The 15059-nt window shown below is 65.8% G+C and carries 18 protein-coding genes; 4 read left to right on the top strand and 14 right to left on the bottom strand.

The window, feature by feature from the left end; translation table 11 throughout:
- The first annotated feature begins 16 nt into the window (after positions 1-16).
- The 3 genes from lptB to SB4_RS01010 all read left to right on the top strand — a co-directional run bounded on the left by lptB (position 17) and on the right by SB4_RS01010 (position 2824).
- Positions 17-817, top strand: a complete 801-nt coding sequence (gene lptB / locus SB4_RS01020) for an LPS export ABC transporter ATP-binding protein (protein WP_153002894.1) — start codon at positions 17-19, stop codon at positions 815-817.
- Between the two features lie 60 nt (positions 818-877).
- Complete coding sequence (rpoN, locus tag SB4_RS01015) at positions 878-2359, top strand: RNA polymerase factor sigma-54 (protein WP_058751041.1); 1482 nt, start codon at positions 878-880, stop codon at positions 2357-2359.
- Between the two features lie 63 nt (positions 2360-2422).
- Positions 2423-2824, top strand: coding sequence for a hypothetical protein (locus SB4_RS01010; protein WP_058751040.1), 402 nt, complete (start codon positions 2423-2425; stop codon positions 2822-2824).
- A gap of 213 nt (positions 2825-3037) precedes the next feature.
- Here the strand turns inward: SB4_RS01010 and SB4_RS19865 are convergent, their stop codons facing one another.
- Positions 3038-3205 carry a hypothetical protein gene (locus SB4_RS19865; protein ID WP_193753707.1) on the bottom strand — a complete coding sequence of 56 codons (168 nt, stop codon included), beginning with the start codon at positions 3203-3205 and terminating at the stop codon, positions 3038-3040.
- Between the two features lie 254 nt (positions 3206-3459).
- Between SB4_RS19865 and SB4_RS01005 the strand changes: the two genes are divergently transcribed.
- Positions 3460-3951, top strand: coding sequence for a Ros/MucR family transcriptional regulator (locus SB4_RS01005; protein ID WP_058717181.1), 492 nt, complete (start codon positions 3460-3462; stop codon positions 3949-3951).
- Positions 3952-4202: 251 nt separating this feature from the next.
- Here the strand turns inward: SB4_RS01005 and SB4_RS01000 are convergent, their stop codons facing one another.
- The 13 genes from SB4_RS01000 to SB4_RS00940 form a co-directional block, all read right to left on the bottom strand.
- Positions 4203-5093, bottom strand: coding sequence for a flagellar motor protein MotB (locus SB4_RS01000; RefSeq protein WP_058751039.1), 891 nt, complete (start codon positions 5091-5093; stop codon positions 4203-4205).
- A 3-nt stretch (positions 5094-5096) separates the two neighbouring features.
- Positions 5097-5960 carry a flagellar motor stator protein MotA gene (gene motA / locus SB4_RS00995; protein ID WP_058717179.1) on the bottom strand — a complete coding sequence of 288 codons (864 nt, stop codon included), beginning with the start codon at positions 5958-5960 and terminating at the stop codon, positions 5097-5099.
- Positions 5961-6073: 113 nt separating this feature from the next.
- Entirely contained in the window at positions 6074-6970 is an 897-nt protein-coding gene (locus tag SB4_RS00990; protein WP_058751038.1) for a flagellin N-terminal helical domain-containing protein, read from the bottom strand.
- 5 nt (positions 6971-6975) lie between these two features.
- Positions 6976-8319: a flagellar hook-associated protein FlgK gene (flgK, locus tag SB4_RS00985; protein WP_058717178.1), complete on the bottom strand. Its 1344-nt coding sequence runs from the start codon at positions 8317-8319 to the stop codon at positions 6976-6978.
- A gap of 3 nt (positions 8320-8322) precedes the next feature.
- Positions 8323-8655, bottom strand: a complete 333-nt coding sequence (locus SB4_RS00980; protein ID WP_241488433.1) for a rod-binding protein — start codon at positions 8653-8655, stop codon at positions 8323-8325.
- A complete protein-coding gene (locus SB4_RS00975) occupies positions 8652-9749 on the bottom strand; it encodes a flagellar basal body P-ring protein FlgI (RefSeq protein WP_058732272.1) in 1098 nt (365 codons plus the stop codon). Before SB4_RS00975 ends, SB4_RS00980 begins: the two co-directional genes overlap by 4 nt.
- 12 nt (positions 9750-9761) lie before the next feature.
- Positions 9762-10493, bottom strand: a complete 732-nt coding sequence (locus SB4_RS00970) for a flagellar basal body L-ring protein FlgH (protein WP_082669880.1) — start codon at positions 10491-10493, stop codon at positions 9762-9764.
- Positions 10494-10495: 2 nt separating this feature from the next.
- Positions 10496-11284, bottom strand: a complete 789-nt coding sequence (gene flgG, locus SB4_RS00965; protein ID WP_058717176.1) for a flagellar basal-body rod protein FlgG — start codon at positions 11282-11284, stop codon at positions 10496-10498.
- Between the two features lie 13 nt (positions 11285-11297).
- Positions 11298-12053 carry a flagellar basal body rod protein FlgF gene (locus SB4_RS00960; protein WP_058751037.1) on the bottom strand — a complete coding sequence of 252 codons (756 nt, stop codon included), beginning with the start codon at positions 12051-12053 and terminating at the stop codon, positions 11298-11300.
- A 31-nt stretch (positions 12054-12084) separates the two neighbouring features.
- Positions 12085-13371, bottom strand: coding sequence for a flagellar hook protein FlgE (locus SB4_RS00955; protein WP_058717174.1), 1287 nt, complete (start codon positions 13369-13371; stop codon positions 12085-12087).
- Positions 13372-13399: 28 nt separating this feature from the next.
- Positions 13400-14098: a flagellar hook assembly protein FlgD gene (locus tag SB4_RS00950; protein WP_058751036.1), complete on the bottom strand. Its 699-nt coding sequence runs from the start codon at positions 14096-14098 to the stop codon at positions 13400-13402.
- A gap of 2 nt (positions 14099-14100) precedes the next feature.
- The gene (gene flgC, locus SB4_RS00945) at positions 14101-14514 is read right to left on the bottom strand and encodes a flagellar basal body rod protein FlgC (RefSeq protein ID WP_058717172.1); all 414 of its coding nucleotides are present in this window, start codon (positions 14512-14514) and stop codon (positions 14101-14103) included.
- Between the two features lie 3 nt (positions 14515-14517).
- Positions 14518-14868 (bottom strand): flagellar basal body rod protein FlgB, encoded by a 351-nt coding sequence (locus tag SB4_RS00940; RefSeq protein WP_058717210.1) that lies wholly within the window; start codon positions 14866-14868, stop codon positions 14518-14520.
- Between the last annotated feature and the right edge of the window lie 191 nt (positions 14869-15059).

Here is a 15059-nt window from a genome sequence, read left to right as displayed (position 1 = left end):
AGGAAAGTACCGGCCGATGGACATGGAAACCCCGATTCGCGAAGCCGATCAGCGCTCGGGCCATCGCACCAGCCCCGTATCGGAGCCGCCGGTCGCCCATGGCCTGCAGGTCGTGTCGATCGCCAAGAGCTATGACAAGCGCACCGTCCTGACCGACGTGTCGGTGTCGGTCGGGCGCGGCGAGGTGATCGGGCTGCTCGGCCCCAATGGCGCGGGCAAGACGACCTGCTTCTATTCGGTCATGGGGCTGGTGAAGCCCGATTCGGGCCGCATCATGCTGGACGGCGAGGATATCACCGGCCTGCCCATGTATCGCCGCGCGATCCTGGGCCTGGGTTATCTGCCGCAGGAAACCTCGATCTTTCGCGGGCTCTCGATCGAGAAGAACATCCTGACCGTGCTGGAGCTGGCCGAGCCCGATCCGGCCGAGCGCGCGCGCAAGCTCGACAAGCTGCTGGAGGAATTCGGCCTGACCCGCCTGCGCGCCGCGCCCGCCATGGCGCTGTCGGGCGGCGAGCGGCGCCGCGCGGAAATCGCGCGGGCGCTGGCCGCCGATCCGTCGATCATGCTGCTCGACGAACCGTTCGCGGGCATCGACCCCATCTCGATCGCCGACATCCGCGACTTGGTGAAGGATCTGAAGCGGCGCGACATCGGGGTGCTGATCACCGACCATAATGTCCGCGAGACGCTGGACATCGTCGACCGCGCCTACATCATCTATGACGGGCGGGTGCTGTTCACCGGATCGCCGGAGGAACTGGTTGCCGACGCCAATGTCCGCCGCCTCTATCTTGGCGAGGGCTTTTCGCTCTGATCCGATGAACGCCGTCCGTCGATCCGCACCTGATGGCATGACCGGCGCGGAAACGGCGGGATGAGCCTCGCCCCGCGCCTCGATATCCGCCAGTCGCAGTCGCTGGTCATGACGCCGCAGCTTCAGCAGGCGATCAAGCTGCTGACGCTGTCCAATCTGGAGATCGAAGCGTTCATCGCCGAGGAGGTGGAGAAGAACCCCCTGCTCGATGCGACCGCCGTGCGCGAGGTGGCGACGCCGGAGCGCCCCGAGCGCGAGGCTCCGGCGGGTGCCGACGAACTGGTCGCGGGCACCGCGCCCGCCGAGGATCGCGGGCTCGACCTGGATTATGCGACCGAGAGCCACCAGCAGGACAGCGTGGTCGATGGCGGCACCGGCCCCGATGGCGGCCTGTCGCTGAACGGGACGAGCAGCGGAGGCTTGGGCGGCGAAGACGGCCCCGACTGGGATTCGCTGCCCGACGACGCGCCCAATCTGGCTGAGCATCTGGAGGCGCAGGTCGCGCTGATCCTGTCGGGGGTCGAGCTGACCATCGCGGCGCACATCATCGACCAGCTGGACGAGGCGGGCTATCTGACCGTGCCGCTGGCGGAGATCGCCGAGCGGCTGGGCGTGTCGATCGCGCGGGTCGAATCGGTGCTGTCGGTCGTCCAGGGCCTGGACCCGACCGGCGTCGGCGCGCGCGACCTGGCCGAATGCCTGGCGCTGCAGGCCAAGGAGGTCGACCGTTACGATCCCTGCATGGCCAGGCTCATCGCCAATCTCGACCTGCTGGCGCGCGGCGACCTTGTTCGGCTGAAACGGCTCTGCGGGGTCGATGACGAGGATATGGCGGACATGATCCGCGAGCTGCGTGGCTACGATCCCAAGCCCGGTTGTCGCTATGGCGGCGAACCGGCGCGGGCGGTGGTGCCCGACCTGTTCGTCACGCGGACCAAGGCGGGCTGGGGCATCGAGCTGAACACCGCCACCCTGCCCCGCGTGCTGGTCAATCGGCGCTATTACCAGGAACTGCGCCACGGACCGCAGGACAAGGGGTCGAAGGCGTGGCTGGCCGATTGCCTGGCCAATGCCAACTGGCTGATGAAGGCGCTCGACCAGCGCCAGCGCACGATCATCCGCGTCGCGACCGAAATCGTGAAGCAGCAGGAGGCCTTCTTCCTGCACGGAGTCGCGCATCTGCGCCCGCTGACCCTGGCGCGGGTCGCGGAGGCGATCGGGATGCATGAATCGACCGTCAGCCGGGTGACCAGCAACAAGTATCTCAGCTGTGCGCGCGGGCTGTTCGAGCTGAAATTCTTCTTCACCAGCGGCATCGCGGCGGCGGATGGCGGCGATGCGGTGTCGGCCGAGGCGGTGAAGAGCGCGATCAAAACGCTGATCGCGAACGAGGGCGCCAAGATCCTGTCGGACGATACCTTGGTCGAACTGCTCCAGGCCAAGGGTTTCGATATCGCGCGCCGGACGGTCGCCAAATATCGCGAGGCGATGGGCATCGGTAGTTCGGTCCAGCGCCGCCGCGCCCGGGCGCTGGGCGGCTGACACGACTTGAACCACGCCCGACGTGTATTATATTGGAAACACACTTAGGAAGCCGGGACGCTCATGGGCAAGAAGAAGCATAAGAAGAAGCAGAAAAAGGCCGCGCAGGACGAACCGGCCGCTTCCTCCGGCTCGTCGTCCCTGCACCGGATCGGCCAGGTCCTGCTCGACCAGGCGCGCAGCCCGGCGGGACGGCAGCTGCTCGCCACCGGCCTGATCGTTGCGGCCTCCGCCATCGCCCGCGAGACGGGACGGCGCACCACCGACGAACCGGCCGCCGCTCCGACACATGATCCGCAGAAGGACGAGGCCAGTCAGGGAACGCAGCCCGGTGAAGCCGCTCAGGGGCCGCAATCGGGGGGAACCACCCGTTCCGGCATGCCGGAGATGGCCGCCTTTGCGGGAATGGCATTGTCCGCGCTCGACCAGTTTCTGCATCGGCCGTCGTCCGGCAACAAGGGCTGAACCCACGCGGCGAGCTTGTGGCGCGACATCGGGCCGCTCCGCCTGAGCGGCCCCAATCGACAATGTTGATGGCAAGAACGGGGGGAGCGAAATGTCGCTCAACCCCCGGCACCGACGCGCGGGTGCCGGTTTCCCGGCGGCTTCCACTCCTGCTTGTCTTATATTTGGTGCGCGGCGATGGGGTAGCCTAGGCCGATACGCGGCGGAAGCAAGTCAAAAAAAAGGCTGGTCCGAGGACCAGCCGTGAAAGTTTTTAGGAGAGGATGCCTGAAAGGCCCGCTCTCTCTGGCGGAGCTTTGCGATTAACACAAATGCAACCTCATCAATTTTAGTTGCATGATTTGCAATCGGTTGAATTTTGCGCATCGCGTCGGCGCGCATGGGGCGCCCACCATCATATATGACCAGGATTTCATCTGCGATCCTATTCGTCCTGGCATCCTGAATGTCGGATCGGTCGGACAATAGCGAAGCGGCCATTTTCGCCGTTATTGCTTTGCTTTTGGCAATTATCCGATCAGCCTTTCTAAATAAAACTGTCGTCGATTTGCTGTTTTTTGCTCCATTTTCCTATTCAAAGGTTGACGCCACGCGATGGACGGTTAGGTCACGGCGATCTTTAACAGGAGCGTATCATGGCCGACGACCCTATCGATGTGAATGCCGTAGAACTGGCAACCGAACTGACCATTGCGTGGCTGGGCAACCCCAATACCCGCACCTCGTCGGAAGAGGTTCCGGCTTTCCTGCACAAGATGCACGAAACCGTGTCTTCGTTGCTGGGTTCTGCGCCGCAGACCGCCGATGTCGAAACGCCAACCGAATATGTTCCGGCCGTGTCGGTTCGTAAGTCGCTGGCCTCGAAGGATCACATCGTCTCGATGATCGACGGCAAGCCCTATAAGACGCTGCGCCGCCACCTCGCGACCCACGGCCTGACGCCGGAAGAATATCGCGAGCGTTATGGCCTGAAGCCGGATTATCCGATGGTCGCCGAGAGCTATTCGGAAAGCCGTCGCGCAATGGCCAAGAAGATCGGCCTGGGCCGCAAGCCCGGTCCGCGCAACACCGCCAACGCCCCGGCCGCCCGCAAGTCGCGCAAGGCGGACGCCGCCGACGCCGAATAAGCGTCACCGCGATCAACCGATCGCCTGAGACCCGTCCGACGACCCCGCTCATCTCCCGGAGCAGGGCCCGTCGGGCGGGTTTCGCTTTATCTGGAGGCGGCAAGGATTTTCGACCAGCCGGATCACGTCGGTGCTGGCCAGCCGCCTTGCCGCACGGCGGCACTGGCCCAGGCACCTTCGGGGCGACGCAGCCCGATAAGCCCGTGCTTTTCGCGCTTCGGGCACGCCATCGATGAGCGATGGGCGCGCGCTTACTGCCCGAAGCTGCCCTTGCGATAGAGCAGGGTGATCGCGACGCGGCGGTTGCGCGGGTCGGACGGGTTGTCGCTGATGATCGGTTCGCGGTCGGCGACGCCCTCGATCCGCTCGAAGCGTGCTTCGGGGATACCCCCGGCGGCCAAGCGACGGCGGGTCGACTCGGCGCGGCTGGACGACAGCATCCAGTTGTTCATCGCGCGCGGATCGCCATAGCCCAGGCTGTCGGTATGGCCCCGGATCATGATCGTGTTGGGCAGCCCCGCGATCGACTGGGCGATGGTGCCGATCAGCGCGGACGCCTCGGGCTCCAGCTGGGTCGTGCCGCTGGCGAACATCGAATAATCGGCATTGTCGACCAGATCGATGCGCAGGCCGTTCTGGGTCGGGATGAAGCGGATATGCTTGGCCAGGCGCTTGAGCTCCGGCGTCATGTTCATCTTCTTCTCGAGCGCCTTTTGCAGCTCGGCGAACTTCTTGCGATCCACGGCGACCGAATTGGGGTTGCGCAGCGAGCCCTTGTCGCCGGTTCCCGCCTTTTCGCCGCCATCGGGCGTCATCTTGGGCACGATCAGCTGCACGATGCCGCTCGCGCCGCTGGACTTGTCGCCCGCCCCCGGACCGCCGTTCAGCGCACCGCCGCCGACGCCCATCGAACGGGTGTCGAGCAGGGTCGGCGCGAAATAATCGGCGATGCCCTTGCGCTGCTTCTCGGTCGTCGCGCCCAGCAGCCAGAGCAACAGGAAGAACGCCATCATCGCGGTCACGAAGTCGGCATAGGCGACCTTCCACGCACCGCCATGATGCCCGCCATGACCATCGGCGATGATCTTCTTGACGATGACGATCTTGGGCGGCTCGTTCTTGCCGTGCGGTGCGCGCGCCATGGCTTAGCGTCCCCGCAGGCCGTCGAACACCTCGGCGAAGCCAGGCTGGTCCTTGTGCTTGATGCCCGAACGCGCCGCCTCGATGACCAGCGGCTGCGGATGACCGTGGAGCGAGGCGATGATGATCTGCTTGACGACGTGATAGATGGCGGCGTCGGCGTCGATCACCTGCTTCAGGCGGCCCGCGAACGGATTGACGATGCCGTAAGCCAGCAACACGCCCATGAAGGTGCCGACCAGCGCCGAGCCGATCATCCCGCCCAGCACGCTCGGCGGCTTGTCGATCGAGCCCATGGTCTTCACGATGCCGAGCACGGCCGCGACGATACCCAGCGCGGGCAGCGAGTCGGCCAGGCTCTGCAGCGTGCCCTGCGGCCCCTCCACCTCGTGGTGATGGGTCTTGATGGCATTGTCCATGACCTCCTCGACCGCGTGCACGTCGAGCGTGCCGGACGAGACGACGACCAGGCGCAGCGTATCGGCGATCAGGTTGACCAGCGTATGGTCGGCGACCAGGCGCGGGTATTCGGCGAACACGGAGGAGGACTTGGGGTCCTCGACATGCGGTTCCAGCGCGATCGGCCCTTCGGTGCGCAGCAGCTTCATCAGCTTGGACACCAGGAAGATGACGTCGAGATAGTCCTGCTTCTTGTATTTGGGGCCCTTGAAGATCTTGCCCATCGCGCCGCCCAGCGCCTTCAGCTCGGCACCGCTATTGCCGATGACGAGCGCACCGACGGCCGCGCCGCCGATGATGAGCATTTCGTGGGGAATCGCCTCGAACACAGGCCCCAGCGCGCCGCCAGTAATGGCGAAGCCGCCGAAGACCATGCCGAGCAGGATGACAAGGCCGATGGCAGGAAACATGGTGGACCGATTCTCCAGAAGGAAGCGGCACAAGGGCCGTCAGATGTCTGGATTACCGCGATTTGGTCACCATAGGGTTACCGCGCCGGAAAGGATGTCCGCGCCGATGACGATTATTTCAGATAATCGAACAGCGACAGCCCGGCCAGCTTGCTGAAGCTCGCCTGCGTCGCCTGCAGCACGGTCATCGTCTGCTGCAACTGGGCGATGTTGCTGGCGATATCGACGTCCTCGACACTGGAGCGCAGCGTGGCGCGATCAGTGGCAGCGCCCTGCATCAGGCTTTCCTGCAAGGTGACGCGGGTTTCGCGCGCGCCGACCGACGCCTGGACCGTGGCGACATTGTTGTTGGCGGCGTTCAGCTGGTCGATCGCGCTGCTCAACGTGGCGGCGGGCGTGCCGGGCGTCTTCAGACCGGTGATCAGGTTGTTGAGCACCGTGAAGGTGTCGCTGCTGCCCGACTGGAAGACCTGTTTGGCGCTGACCGTCACCTCGACCGTCTGGTCGCGGTCGATGGGGACCGCCGAGACCTGCGAATCGGCATAGCTGGCCGTGCCGTTGTTCAACTGCACCGCATTGGTGCCGTCGACCGTGCCGAACAGCGGTTGGTTGCGCATGTCACGGGTATTGCCTAGCTGGACCAGCTGGTCGCGGATCGCGATCAGCTGGTCGCCCAGCACCGAACGGTCATAGTCGCTGAGCGTGCCGTTGGCGGCCTTGGTCGCGATCTCGGCGGCGTTCTTCAACTGGTCGCCGATCGACCCCAGGGTCGTGTCGACCTGCTGCAACACCGATTTGGCGAGGTTCAGATTGCCCTTGTAGACGGCCGAATCGGCATCGGCGCGGTCGAGCTGCGCGATCTGCGCCGACGCGGCGGCATCGTCGGAGGGTTTTATCAGCCGCTTGCCGGTCGCGTTCTGCACCATCAGCTCATTGGCCTTGCCCTGCAGGGCCGCCATGCGCTTCGTGGTGCTCTCATAAAGGGTGGAGGTGGAGTTGGAAATCTGCATCACCGTCACCGGATTTCGAGGATGGACTGGAAGATATCGCGTGCGACCTGGATGACGCGGCCCGACGCGGAATAGGCTTGCTGAAACCGCATCAGCGATACGGCCTCATTATCCAGCGTGACGCCGGTCGCACCGGCCAGGGCAGCCTTGGCCCCGTCGCGAATCGAGGACTGGGCGTCGGCGATCGTCTGCCGCTGCTTCAGGCTGGAGGCATTTTCGGTGACGATATCGGTCAGCCGGCCTTCGAACTTGCCCGTGTAGCGCGACGCCTCGATCGCCGAGAGATTGTCGGTGTTGCGCGGCCCCTTGCCGCTCCCCGCCGCCGCGATCTGCGACGCGTCGGTCAGGGCGACGGTCATCGACGCGCCGCTCGACGCCATGGTGAACATCGGCCGCCCGGTCGCGCCGCTGGCATCCTCGCCCTTGGACTGGAGCGTGTTCATCGTGGCCGCAAAGTCCTGGGCGACCTGGGTGAAGCTGTCGCGCATCGCCGAGATTCGCTCCGCCCCGTCGACCAGTCCGCCCAGCGTCCCGCCCGACGGCACCACCTGGGACACCTTGCCCTGCGAGGCGACGGTGAAGCTGATCCCGCCACCGGTCAGCCGGTTATAGCTGACCGAACCCAGCGTATCGGGCGAGGCCAGGATCGGCCCTGCCCGGTCGCCGATCCGCACCGTGGCGCGTCCCAGCTCGTCGAGCGTCACGTTGACGTCGGACAGGCCGCTCATCTGCGACAGGATCTGGTCGCGCTGGTCGGCCAGCTGCGCCGAGGTGGCGGTGCCCGCCTGGGTCCGGGTCAGGCCGTCGTTCACGCGCGAAAGCGACACGGCCAGCGACGACAGCCCCTGGGCCGCATCGCGCGCCTGGCCGTCGAAATCCGCCTCGGTCGCGTCGAACGCCTTGTCGGTCGCCGTAAACGCGAAAGCCGCCGACGTGGCGGCTTCGATCATGTTGGTGCGTAGCGCGCTGGACGTGGGGTCCGATGCCATGTTGCGCGCGGCGGTGAAGAAACCGGTCAGCTGGTCCGACACCTTGTTGCCGGTCATCACGTCCTGGATTCGGCTGAGCCAGACGGAGCCCGCTTCACTGCGCCCCAGGTCCGAAGTCGCGGTGCGCAGACCGGCCGTCAGATAGGTGTCGGTCGCGCGGGCGATGCCGTCGACCGTGACCCCGGCACCGGGCGACAGCCGGTTGCTGGTCGCCCCACCCGTGGTGCCGACTTCACGCAGCGTGACCGTGCGACGCGAATAGCCGTCGGTGCCGGTGTTGGCGATATTCTCGCCAACCGCCGTCAACGCGGTCTGATACGCCCGCACGCCCGAGGCGCCGATGTGAAGCAGGTCGCTCATGGTTTATGCGATAGGTTGTGCTTGGTTAATTTTGGGTTGCGACTTGGCCAGGAATGCGGTCACCGCCTTGCCGATGCCCATCGGGGCATGTTCGGCCATGGTCTGGGCCACCTGCTGGTCCTGCATGTCGCGAAACGTGTCGAGCGCCTGCGACTCGAACAGCGTGTCGCCCAGCTTGGTCTGGCGCATGGCCTTCAGCATCATGCCGTTGAAGATCGCCTCGAACTGGGTGCCCGCCTTGTCGAGATTGGCGCTGTTCGACAGCCGCTTGGTATCGGTGGAGACGGTCCCGGTGATCGGGGCCATGGCGGGCGTGGATGCGATGCTCTGCGTCACAGGATGATCAACTCCGCCTTGAGGGCTCCGGCTTCCTTCAGCGCTTCGAGGATGGCGACCAGGTCGGACGGAGCCGCGCCGATCGCGTTCACCGCCTTCACCACATCGGCCAGCTTGGGGCCGGGGGCGACGATGAACATCGGGCGCTTCTCTTCCTCGATCGAGACACCCGATTTCTGGGTGATGGCGGTCTGACCGCCGCTGAGCGGACCCGGCTGGCTGACGCGCTGATTCTCGTCGATCTTCACGGTCAGCTTGCCATGGGTGACCGCCGCCGGGCCGACCCGGACGGCCGAGTTGATGACGACGGTGCCGGTGCGGGCATTGACGATCACCTTGGCGGGTGGCTCGGCCGAGGTGACGTCGAGATTCTCGATCTCCGACATCAGCGTGGCGCGGACATCGGCGCCCATCGGCGCGCGGACCGCGACCGATACGGCATCCATCGCCTGGGCCGTGCCCAGCCCGAGGCGTGCGTTGATCGCCTGGGCGACGTTCTGCGCGGTGGTGAAGTCGGCGCGCGCCAGGTTGAAGGTCAGGGTCGGCGCGGTGTCGAACCCGGTGGCGACGGCACGTTCGACCGTCGCCCCTTCGGGAATGCGGCCGGTCGAGGGGACGTTGACGACGATCTTCGACCCGTCCGCACCCTCGGCCCCCAGACCGCCGACCGCCAGATTGCCCTGCGCCATCGCATAGATCTGGCCGTCGGCACCCTGAAGCGGGGTCAGGATCAGCGCGCCGCCGCGAAGCGACTTGGCCTTGCCCATCGACGAGACGGTGATGTCCAGCTTCTGCCCCGGCTTGGCGAAGGGCGGCAGCTCGGCCGTGACCATCACCACCGCGGCATTCTTCATGCCCGGATTGGCATTGGGCGGCAGCTGCAAGCCGAAGCGCGAGACGACCGCCTTCAACGACTGGACGGTATATTCCAGATTGTCGTCACCCGTGCCGGGCAGGCCCACGACGACGCCGTAACCGGTCAGCTGGTTGGTACGGATGCCCTGGAACCCGCCCAGGTCCTTGATGCGGTCGGCCGAGGCCGGCCCTGCGATCAGGAGCGTGGCGACAAGGGCGGCGAGGAAGCGGAAGATCATGTCTCTGATGCCTCAGAACGGGCTGACGGCCGAGAAGAAGCGGCTCAACCACCCCTGGCGGCTGGCGCGGGCGACGTCGCCCTTGCCGGTATAGGCGATCTGCGCATCGGCGACGCGGGTCGATTCGACGCGGTTGTCGATGCCGACATCGGCCATGCGGACCAGCCCCTTGATCTGGATGAACTCGTCGCCGCGGTTCAGCGTCACGCGCTTCTGCCCCTGGACCAGCATGGTGCCGTTGGGGAACACCTGCGCCACGGTCACGCTGATCTCGCCCGACAGCGAGTTGGACTGGTCGGCGGCACCCTGGCCGGTGAAGTTGCGGCTGCCGCTCATGCCGATATCGGTCGACTTGAGCAGCGACCCCAGCGGCCCGGTAACCGGCGGGGCCAGGCCCAGGTCGCCCTTGGACCCCAGCTTCGAGCCCGCCGACTTGGACGCGGCGGTCCGCTCGACCAGGATGATGGTCAGCGGATCGCCGACCCGGCGCGCGCGCCAGCCTTCGTAGAGGGCGGCATAGCCGTCCGACACCTGGAAGATGCCGCCATTGGGCTGGGCGACCGGCTGCATCGGCACAGGCGCGGGGCGCACGGTGGTGAAGTCCTCGACGGGCTTCTTCTTGCCGAACAGGCTGGCATGGGCCGGGATCGGCGCCAGCGCGGCGACGACCAGCGTGCCCGCCGCTGCCGACAGCGCCAGCTCGGTCCAGTAGGGGAAGCGAAGCGTGGGAAAGCGGAAGGTCATGATCACAGATTCTGGTTGGCGTACTGGAGCATTTCATCGGTCGACTTGATCATCTTCGAGTTCACCTCATAGGCGCGCTGCGTTTCGATCATGTCGACCAGCTCCTCGACGACGTTGACGTTCGAGCCTTCGAGCATGCCCTGGCGGATCTGGCCGCGCCCCTCGAGCCCGGCGACGCCCATGTTCGCGGCACCCGATGCGGCGGTCTCGGTCAAATAATTGTCGCCCTTGGCCTGCAGCCCGGCCGAGTTCGGAAAGCTGGCGATCTGGATCTGGCCGATCTGGGCGGGCGCGGTCTGTCCGGCCAGCGTCGCCGACACGGTGCCGTCGGTGCCGATGGTGATCTGGGTCGTCCCCTCCGGCACGGTGATGCCGGGCATCACCTGATACCCCTCGGACGTGACTAGCAGCCCCTCGGCCGAGCGCGAGAAATTGCCCGCGCGGGTATAGCCCAGCGTCCCGCCCGGCATCTGCACCTGGAAGAAGCCGTCGCCATCGATCGCCAGGTCGAGGCTGTTGTTGGTGGTCTGCATCGCGCCCTGGGTGTTGATGCGCGCGGTTCCCTGGACCCGCACACCGGTGCCGACGTTCAGGCCGGTCGCATATTTGCTCTCGGTCGAGCTGGCCGCGCCTGGCGCGGTGACGACCTGATAGGCCAGCGTCTCGAAGGCGGCGCGGTCGCGCTTGAACCCGGTCGTGTTGACGTTGGCCAGGTTGTTCGAGATGACCCGCATACGCATATCCTGGGCATCGAGCCCGGTGCGCGCGACGTGCAAGGCGGCGGACGACATAAACCTCTAATCCTCAGCTCGGCAGACGCATCAGCGATGCGCTGTTCTCATCCAACGACTTGGCCTCTTTCATGAGGTTGGCCTGCACCTCGTAACTGCGCTGGTTCTCGATCATGTCGACCAGCGTCTGCGTCATGTTGACGTTGGACCCTTCCAGCGCGCCGGACTGGACGGTGGCGTCCATGTCCTGCGGCAGGGCGCCCCCGCCCTTCACGCGCAGCAGATTGTCCAGACCCTTGACCGTGGTCGACCCGCGCGTGTCGGCCAGCTTCAGCCGGTCGATGACCTGGGGCTGGGTATCGGGACCGGAGCCCAGCGGCAGGATCGAGACGGTGCCGTCGGGCGCGATGGTCAGCGAATTGTACGGCGGCACGGTGATCGGGCCGTTCTGGCCGATCGCCGGATAGCCGTCGCCGGTCTGCAGCACGCCCGTGGAGGTCACCTCCAGATCGCCCCGCCTTGTATAGGCCTCCGAACCGTCGGGCGCCTGCACCGCCAGCCAGGCGGTGCCGGTGGCGACCGCGACGTCCAGCGGGTTGCCGGTCTGCTGCACCGTGCCCGGCGCGCGATCGGCGTCGGTCACCTCGTCGGCGGTCGGCATCCGCGCCTCGAACGCCGCGCCGCCGCCCTTCAGGTCGATGCGGTCGAACACGACGCGATCGGCGCGAAATCCGATCGTCGAAGCGTTCGCCATGTTGTTGGCGATCGCGGTCTGCGCCGCCATATGCGCCCGCAGACCCGTCGCCGCCGTGTAGACCAGCTTGTCCATCGCGGTTCCCTGTTACCCCCGGCCCCTAAGATCAGCCGCGCAGGTTGAAGATCGTCTGCGAGATCTGGTTCGAGGTATCGAGCGCCTTGGCGTTCGCCTGGAAATCGCGCTGCGCCGCGATCAGGTTGACCAGTTCCTCGGTGATGTCGACGTTAGAGCCTTCCAGCGTGCTCGACTTGATCGCGCCATAGGTGCCCTCGCCCGCCGAGCCGATGTTCGGGTTGCCCGACAGGCCGGTCGCCTGCCAATAGCTGTCGCCCGATTGGCGCAGGCCCGGCATGTTGACGAACGAGGCCAGCGCCACCTTGCCCAGCTTGGCGGTCTCGCCGTTCGAGAAGGACGCGACGACCAGACCGTCCGATCCCACCGACACGCCGGTCAGCGTGCCGATCGCCTTGCCGTCCTGGGTGCGCGAGGCGACCGAGAAGACCGAGCCCGCCTGCGACGTGCCGGTATAGTCCAGCGTCAGCGGCTGCGAGACGGTCGAGCTGTGCGAGGTGAAATTGTCGAAGGTGACCGGCGCGGTCGGCTTGGTCATGTTGCCGTTCTTGTCGAAGGTCAGCTCGACCGGGTCGGCGGAACCCTGAACCTTCAGCTGCTGGTCGTCGACGAAGCTGTAGACCTGCCAGGTGCTGCTGCCGTCGGTCGGCTGGATCGCATTGCCATTGGCATCGACGGGCAACGGCTTGCGGACATAATAGTTGGTCAGCGTCATGGCATTGCCCGACGGGTCGTAGATCTTGGTGATGGTGGTGTTGTTGTAGGTCGCCAGGTTGGACCGGTTGAACGCCATCGGCGTCGTCGCCGCAGTGCTCGACAGGTTGAGGTCCATCGTCACCTTCTTGGTCGCGATCGGCTCGCCGCTGGTCGCGGGCAGCTGCAGCGCGGCCAGGCCATCGACACCGGTGGCGGTGACGTTGCCATCGGTATCGACCGGCAGCACCTGCAAGCGGCCGCCACTGGCATCGGTCACGTAATTCTGCTGGTCGACCTGGAACGCGCCGTTGCGGGTATATTGCAGCGGGCCCTTGCCGGGATTCTGCACCGCGAAGAAGCCGTCACCCGAAATGGCGAGGTCCAGCGCATTGGCCGAATTGTTGTAATTGCCTTCCTTGAACTCCTGGCGGTTGGCCTTGACCACCACGCCCGAGCCGACCTGCTTGGTCGGGTCGGTCGCGAAGTTCGACGCCATCACGTCGGCAAACTGGGCATGGCTCTTCTTGAAGCCGTTGGTGCCGACGTTCGCGATGTTGTGCGAGATCACGGACAGGTCGGTCTGCGAAGCTTGGAGACCGCTCAGCGAGGTATAGAAGGACATGGGTTCAGTACCTTGATGGGGAAAGGGTTCAGCCGACCGAGCGGACGGCGGAGAGGTCGACCTGGCCGAGCCCGGCCACGGTCAGGATGGGGTTGCCCGAGCTGGGCATCGACACCGACTGGACGGGCGCCCAGACCAGCGGACGGCCCGACACGGCGGAAACACCGTCATTAGCGTTCAGCGTGACGGTGAACGGACCGCTGCCCGCCTCCGCGCCGTCGTCGGTCTTGCCGTCCCAATCGAAGCTGGTGGTGCCCGCCTTCTGCGCGCCCAGCGACAGGGTCTTCAGCGGATTGCCCTTGGCGTCGGAGATGGTGACGAGCACGTTGGAGGCCGCCTGATCCAGCTCGACCGCGCCGGCCAGGCCGCCGCTGGTCCGGCCATAGGCGACCGATCCGGGGGTCAGCACCGTCTTGCCGACATAGCTCATGGCGTCGGCCTTGGTCGTGCCGTTCATCTTGGCGGCCATCGCCGACAGGGTGGTGTTCATCTCGGAGATGCCCGCCACGCTGGAGAACTGCGCCATCTGGGCGACCATCTGGGTGTTGTCCATCGGCGAGAACGGGTCCTGGTTCTGCAGCTGCGCGGTCAGCAGCTTCAGGAAGGACGTCTGGTCGAGCGTGTTCGGGTTCTTGACCGGGGTCGCGGCCGCCGCGCCGCTGGTCGCGCCGGAGCGGCGGATGCCCATCGCGTCCAGCGTCGAGTCCATGGTGGTCGAAGTGGTCATGATCAGCGGCCCAGCTTGAGGGTATCGAGGATCAGCGACTTGGCGGTCTGCATCACCTCGACATTGTTCTGATAGGTGCGCGCCGTCTCCATCATGTCGACCAGCTCGCGGGTCTCGTCGACGGCGGCTTCGTAGATATTGCCGTCCTTGTCGGCCAAGGGATTGTTCGGATCGTGGCGCTTGGTCGGGTCCTCGCCCGCGGTCACGATCTTCTCGACATCGACGGTGGACAGGCCGGTCGCGGCGTCGAAGCTGGTGCGGAAGACCGGCTTCATCGTCTTGTACGCGGTATCGGCCGACCCCGCGACGCCCCCGGCATTGGCCAGGTTGGACGCGGTGGTGTTCATCCGGATCAGCTGGGCCGACATGGCGCGCCCGGCGACCTGGAAGATGGACATGGGGTTGGTGGTGGCCATGGCTTACTCGCCCTTCAGCGCACGGGTGATGGTGGAGATGCGGCCGTTCAGGAACGACAGCGTCGTCTGATACTGGACCGCATTCTCGGCGAAGGCGGTCTGTTCCTGGTTGAGTTCGACCGTGTTGCCGTCGAGCGAGGTCTGGAGCGGCACACGGTATTTCAGCGCATCGCCGATGCCGCCCGCCTGATCCTGGCTGCCCTCGACGGCGGCCAGCGCCGCCTTGAAATCGATGTCGCGCGCCTTGAAGCCGGGGGTGGAGGCGTTGGCGATGTTGGATGCCAGCACACCCATACGCTGTGCCCGGACCTCCAGGGCGGCGCCATGCACGCCGAACAGTGTTTCATTGGCCATCGTCATTCCTCCTTTCCGGCGAGACGCTCTTCGCCAGCGGGGATACGCAACACCCGTGCCAATTGGCCCAGCCAAAGGGGACAGGCCGGAAGCGGCAGGGGCGCAAGGCCGCTTTCCGGCAACGCCTTGCCGCTATTTTGCCGGTCCGGCGGCAAGCACCGGCAATTCCCCCGCCCCGACCTACGGCCCCC

The sequence above is a fragment of the Sphingomonas sanguinis genome, assembly GCF_001476905.1.
Taxonomy (GTDB): Bacteria; Pseudomonadota; Alphaproteobacteria; order Sphingomonadales; family Sphingomonadaceae; genus Sphingomonas; species Sphingomonas sanguinis_B.
This window is presented reverse-complemented; position numbering and strand designations above follow the sequence as displayed.

Bases quoted from the DNA above. Each gene is read 5' to 3' on its own strand.
- lptB (WP_153002894.1), top strand. From the start codon at position 17: ATGGACATGGAAACCCCGATTCGCGAAGCCGATCAGCGCTCGGGCCAT.
- rpoN (WP_058751041.1), top strand. From the start codon at position 878: ATGAGCCTCGCCCCGCGCCTCGATATCCGCCAGTCGCAGTCGCTGGTC.
- SB4_RS01010 (WP_058751040.1), top strand. From the start codon at position 2,423: ATGGGCAAGAAGAAGCATAAGAAGAAGCAGAAAAAGGCCGCGCAGGAC.
- SB4_RS19865 (WP_193753707.1), bottom strand. From the start codon at position 3,205: ATGCGCGCCGACGCGATGCGCAAAATTCAACCGATTGCAAATCATGCA.
- SB4_RS01005 (WP_058717181.1), top strand. From the start codon at position 3,460: ATGGCCGACGACCCTATCGATGTGAATGCCGTAGAACTGGCAACCGAA.
- SB4_RS01000 (WP_058751039.1), bottom strand. From the start codon at position 5,093: ATGGCGCGCGCACCGCACGGCAAGAACGAGCCGCCCAAGATCGTCATC.
- motA (WP_058717179.1), bottom strand. From the start codon at position 5,960: ATGTTTCCTGCCATCGGCCTTGTCATCCTGCTCGGCATGGTCTTCGGC.
- SB4_RS00990 (WP_058751038.1), bottom strand. From the start codon at position 6,970: ATGCAGATTTCCAACTCCACCTCCACCCTTTATGAGAGCACCACGAAG.
- flgK (WP_058717178.1), bottom strand. From the start codon at position 8,319: ATGAGCGACCTGCTTCACATCGGCGCCTCGGGCGTGCGGGCGTATCAG.
- SB4_RS00975 (WP_058732272.1), bottom strand. From the start codon at position 9,749: ATGATCTTCCGCTTCCTCGCCGCCCTTGTCGCCACGCTCCTGATCGCA.
- SB4_RS00970 (WP_082669880.1), bottom strand. From the start codon at position 10,493: ATGACCTTCCGCTTTCCCACGCTTCGCTTCCCCTACTGGACCGAGCTG.
- flgG (WP_058717176.1), bottom strand. From the start codon at position 11,284: ATGTCGTCCGCCGCCTTGCACGTCGCGCGCACCGGGCTCGATGCCCAG.
- SB4_RS00960 (WP_058751037.1), bottom strand. From the start codon at position 12,053: ATGGACAAGCTGGTCTACACGGCGGCGACGGGTCTGCGGGCGCATATG.
- SB4_RS00955 (WP_058717174.1), bottom strand. From the start codon at position 13,371: ATGTCCTTCTATACCTCGCTGAGCGGTCTCCAAGCTTCGCAGACCGAC.
- SB4_RS00950 (WP_058751036.1), bottom strand. From the start codon at position 14,098: ATGACCACTTCGACCACCATGGACTCGACGCTGGACGCGATGGGCATC.
- flgC (WP_058717172.1), bottom strand. From the start codon at position 14,514: ATGGCCACCACCAACCCCATGTCCATCTTCCAGGTCGCCGGGCGCGCC.
- SB4_RS00940 (WP_058717210.1), bottom strand. From the start codon at position 14,868: ATGGCCAATGAAACACTGTTCGGCGTGCATGGCGCCGCCCTGGAGGTC.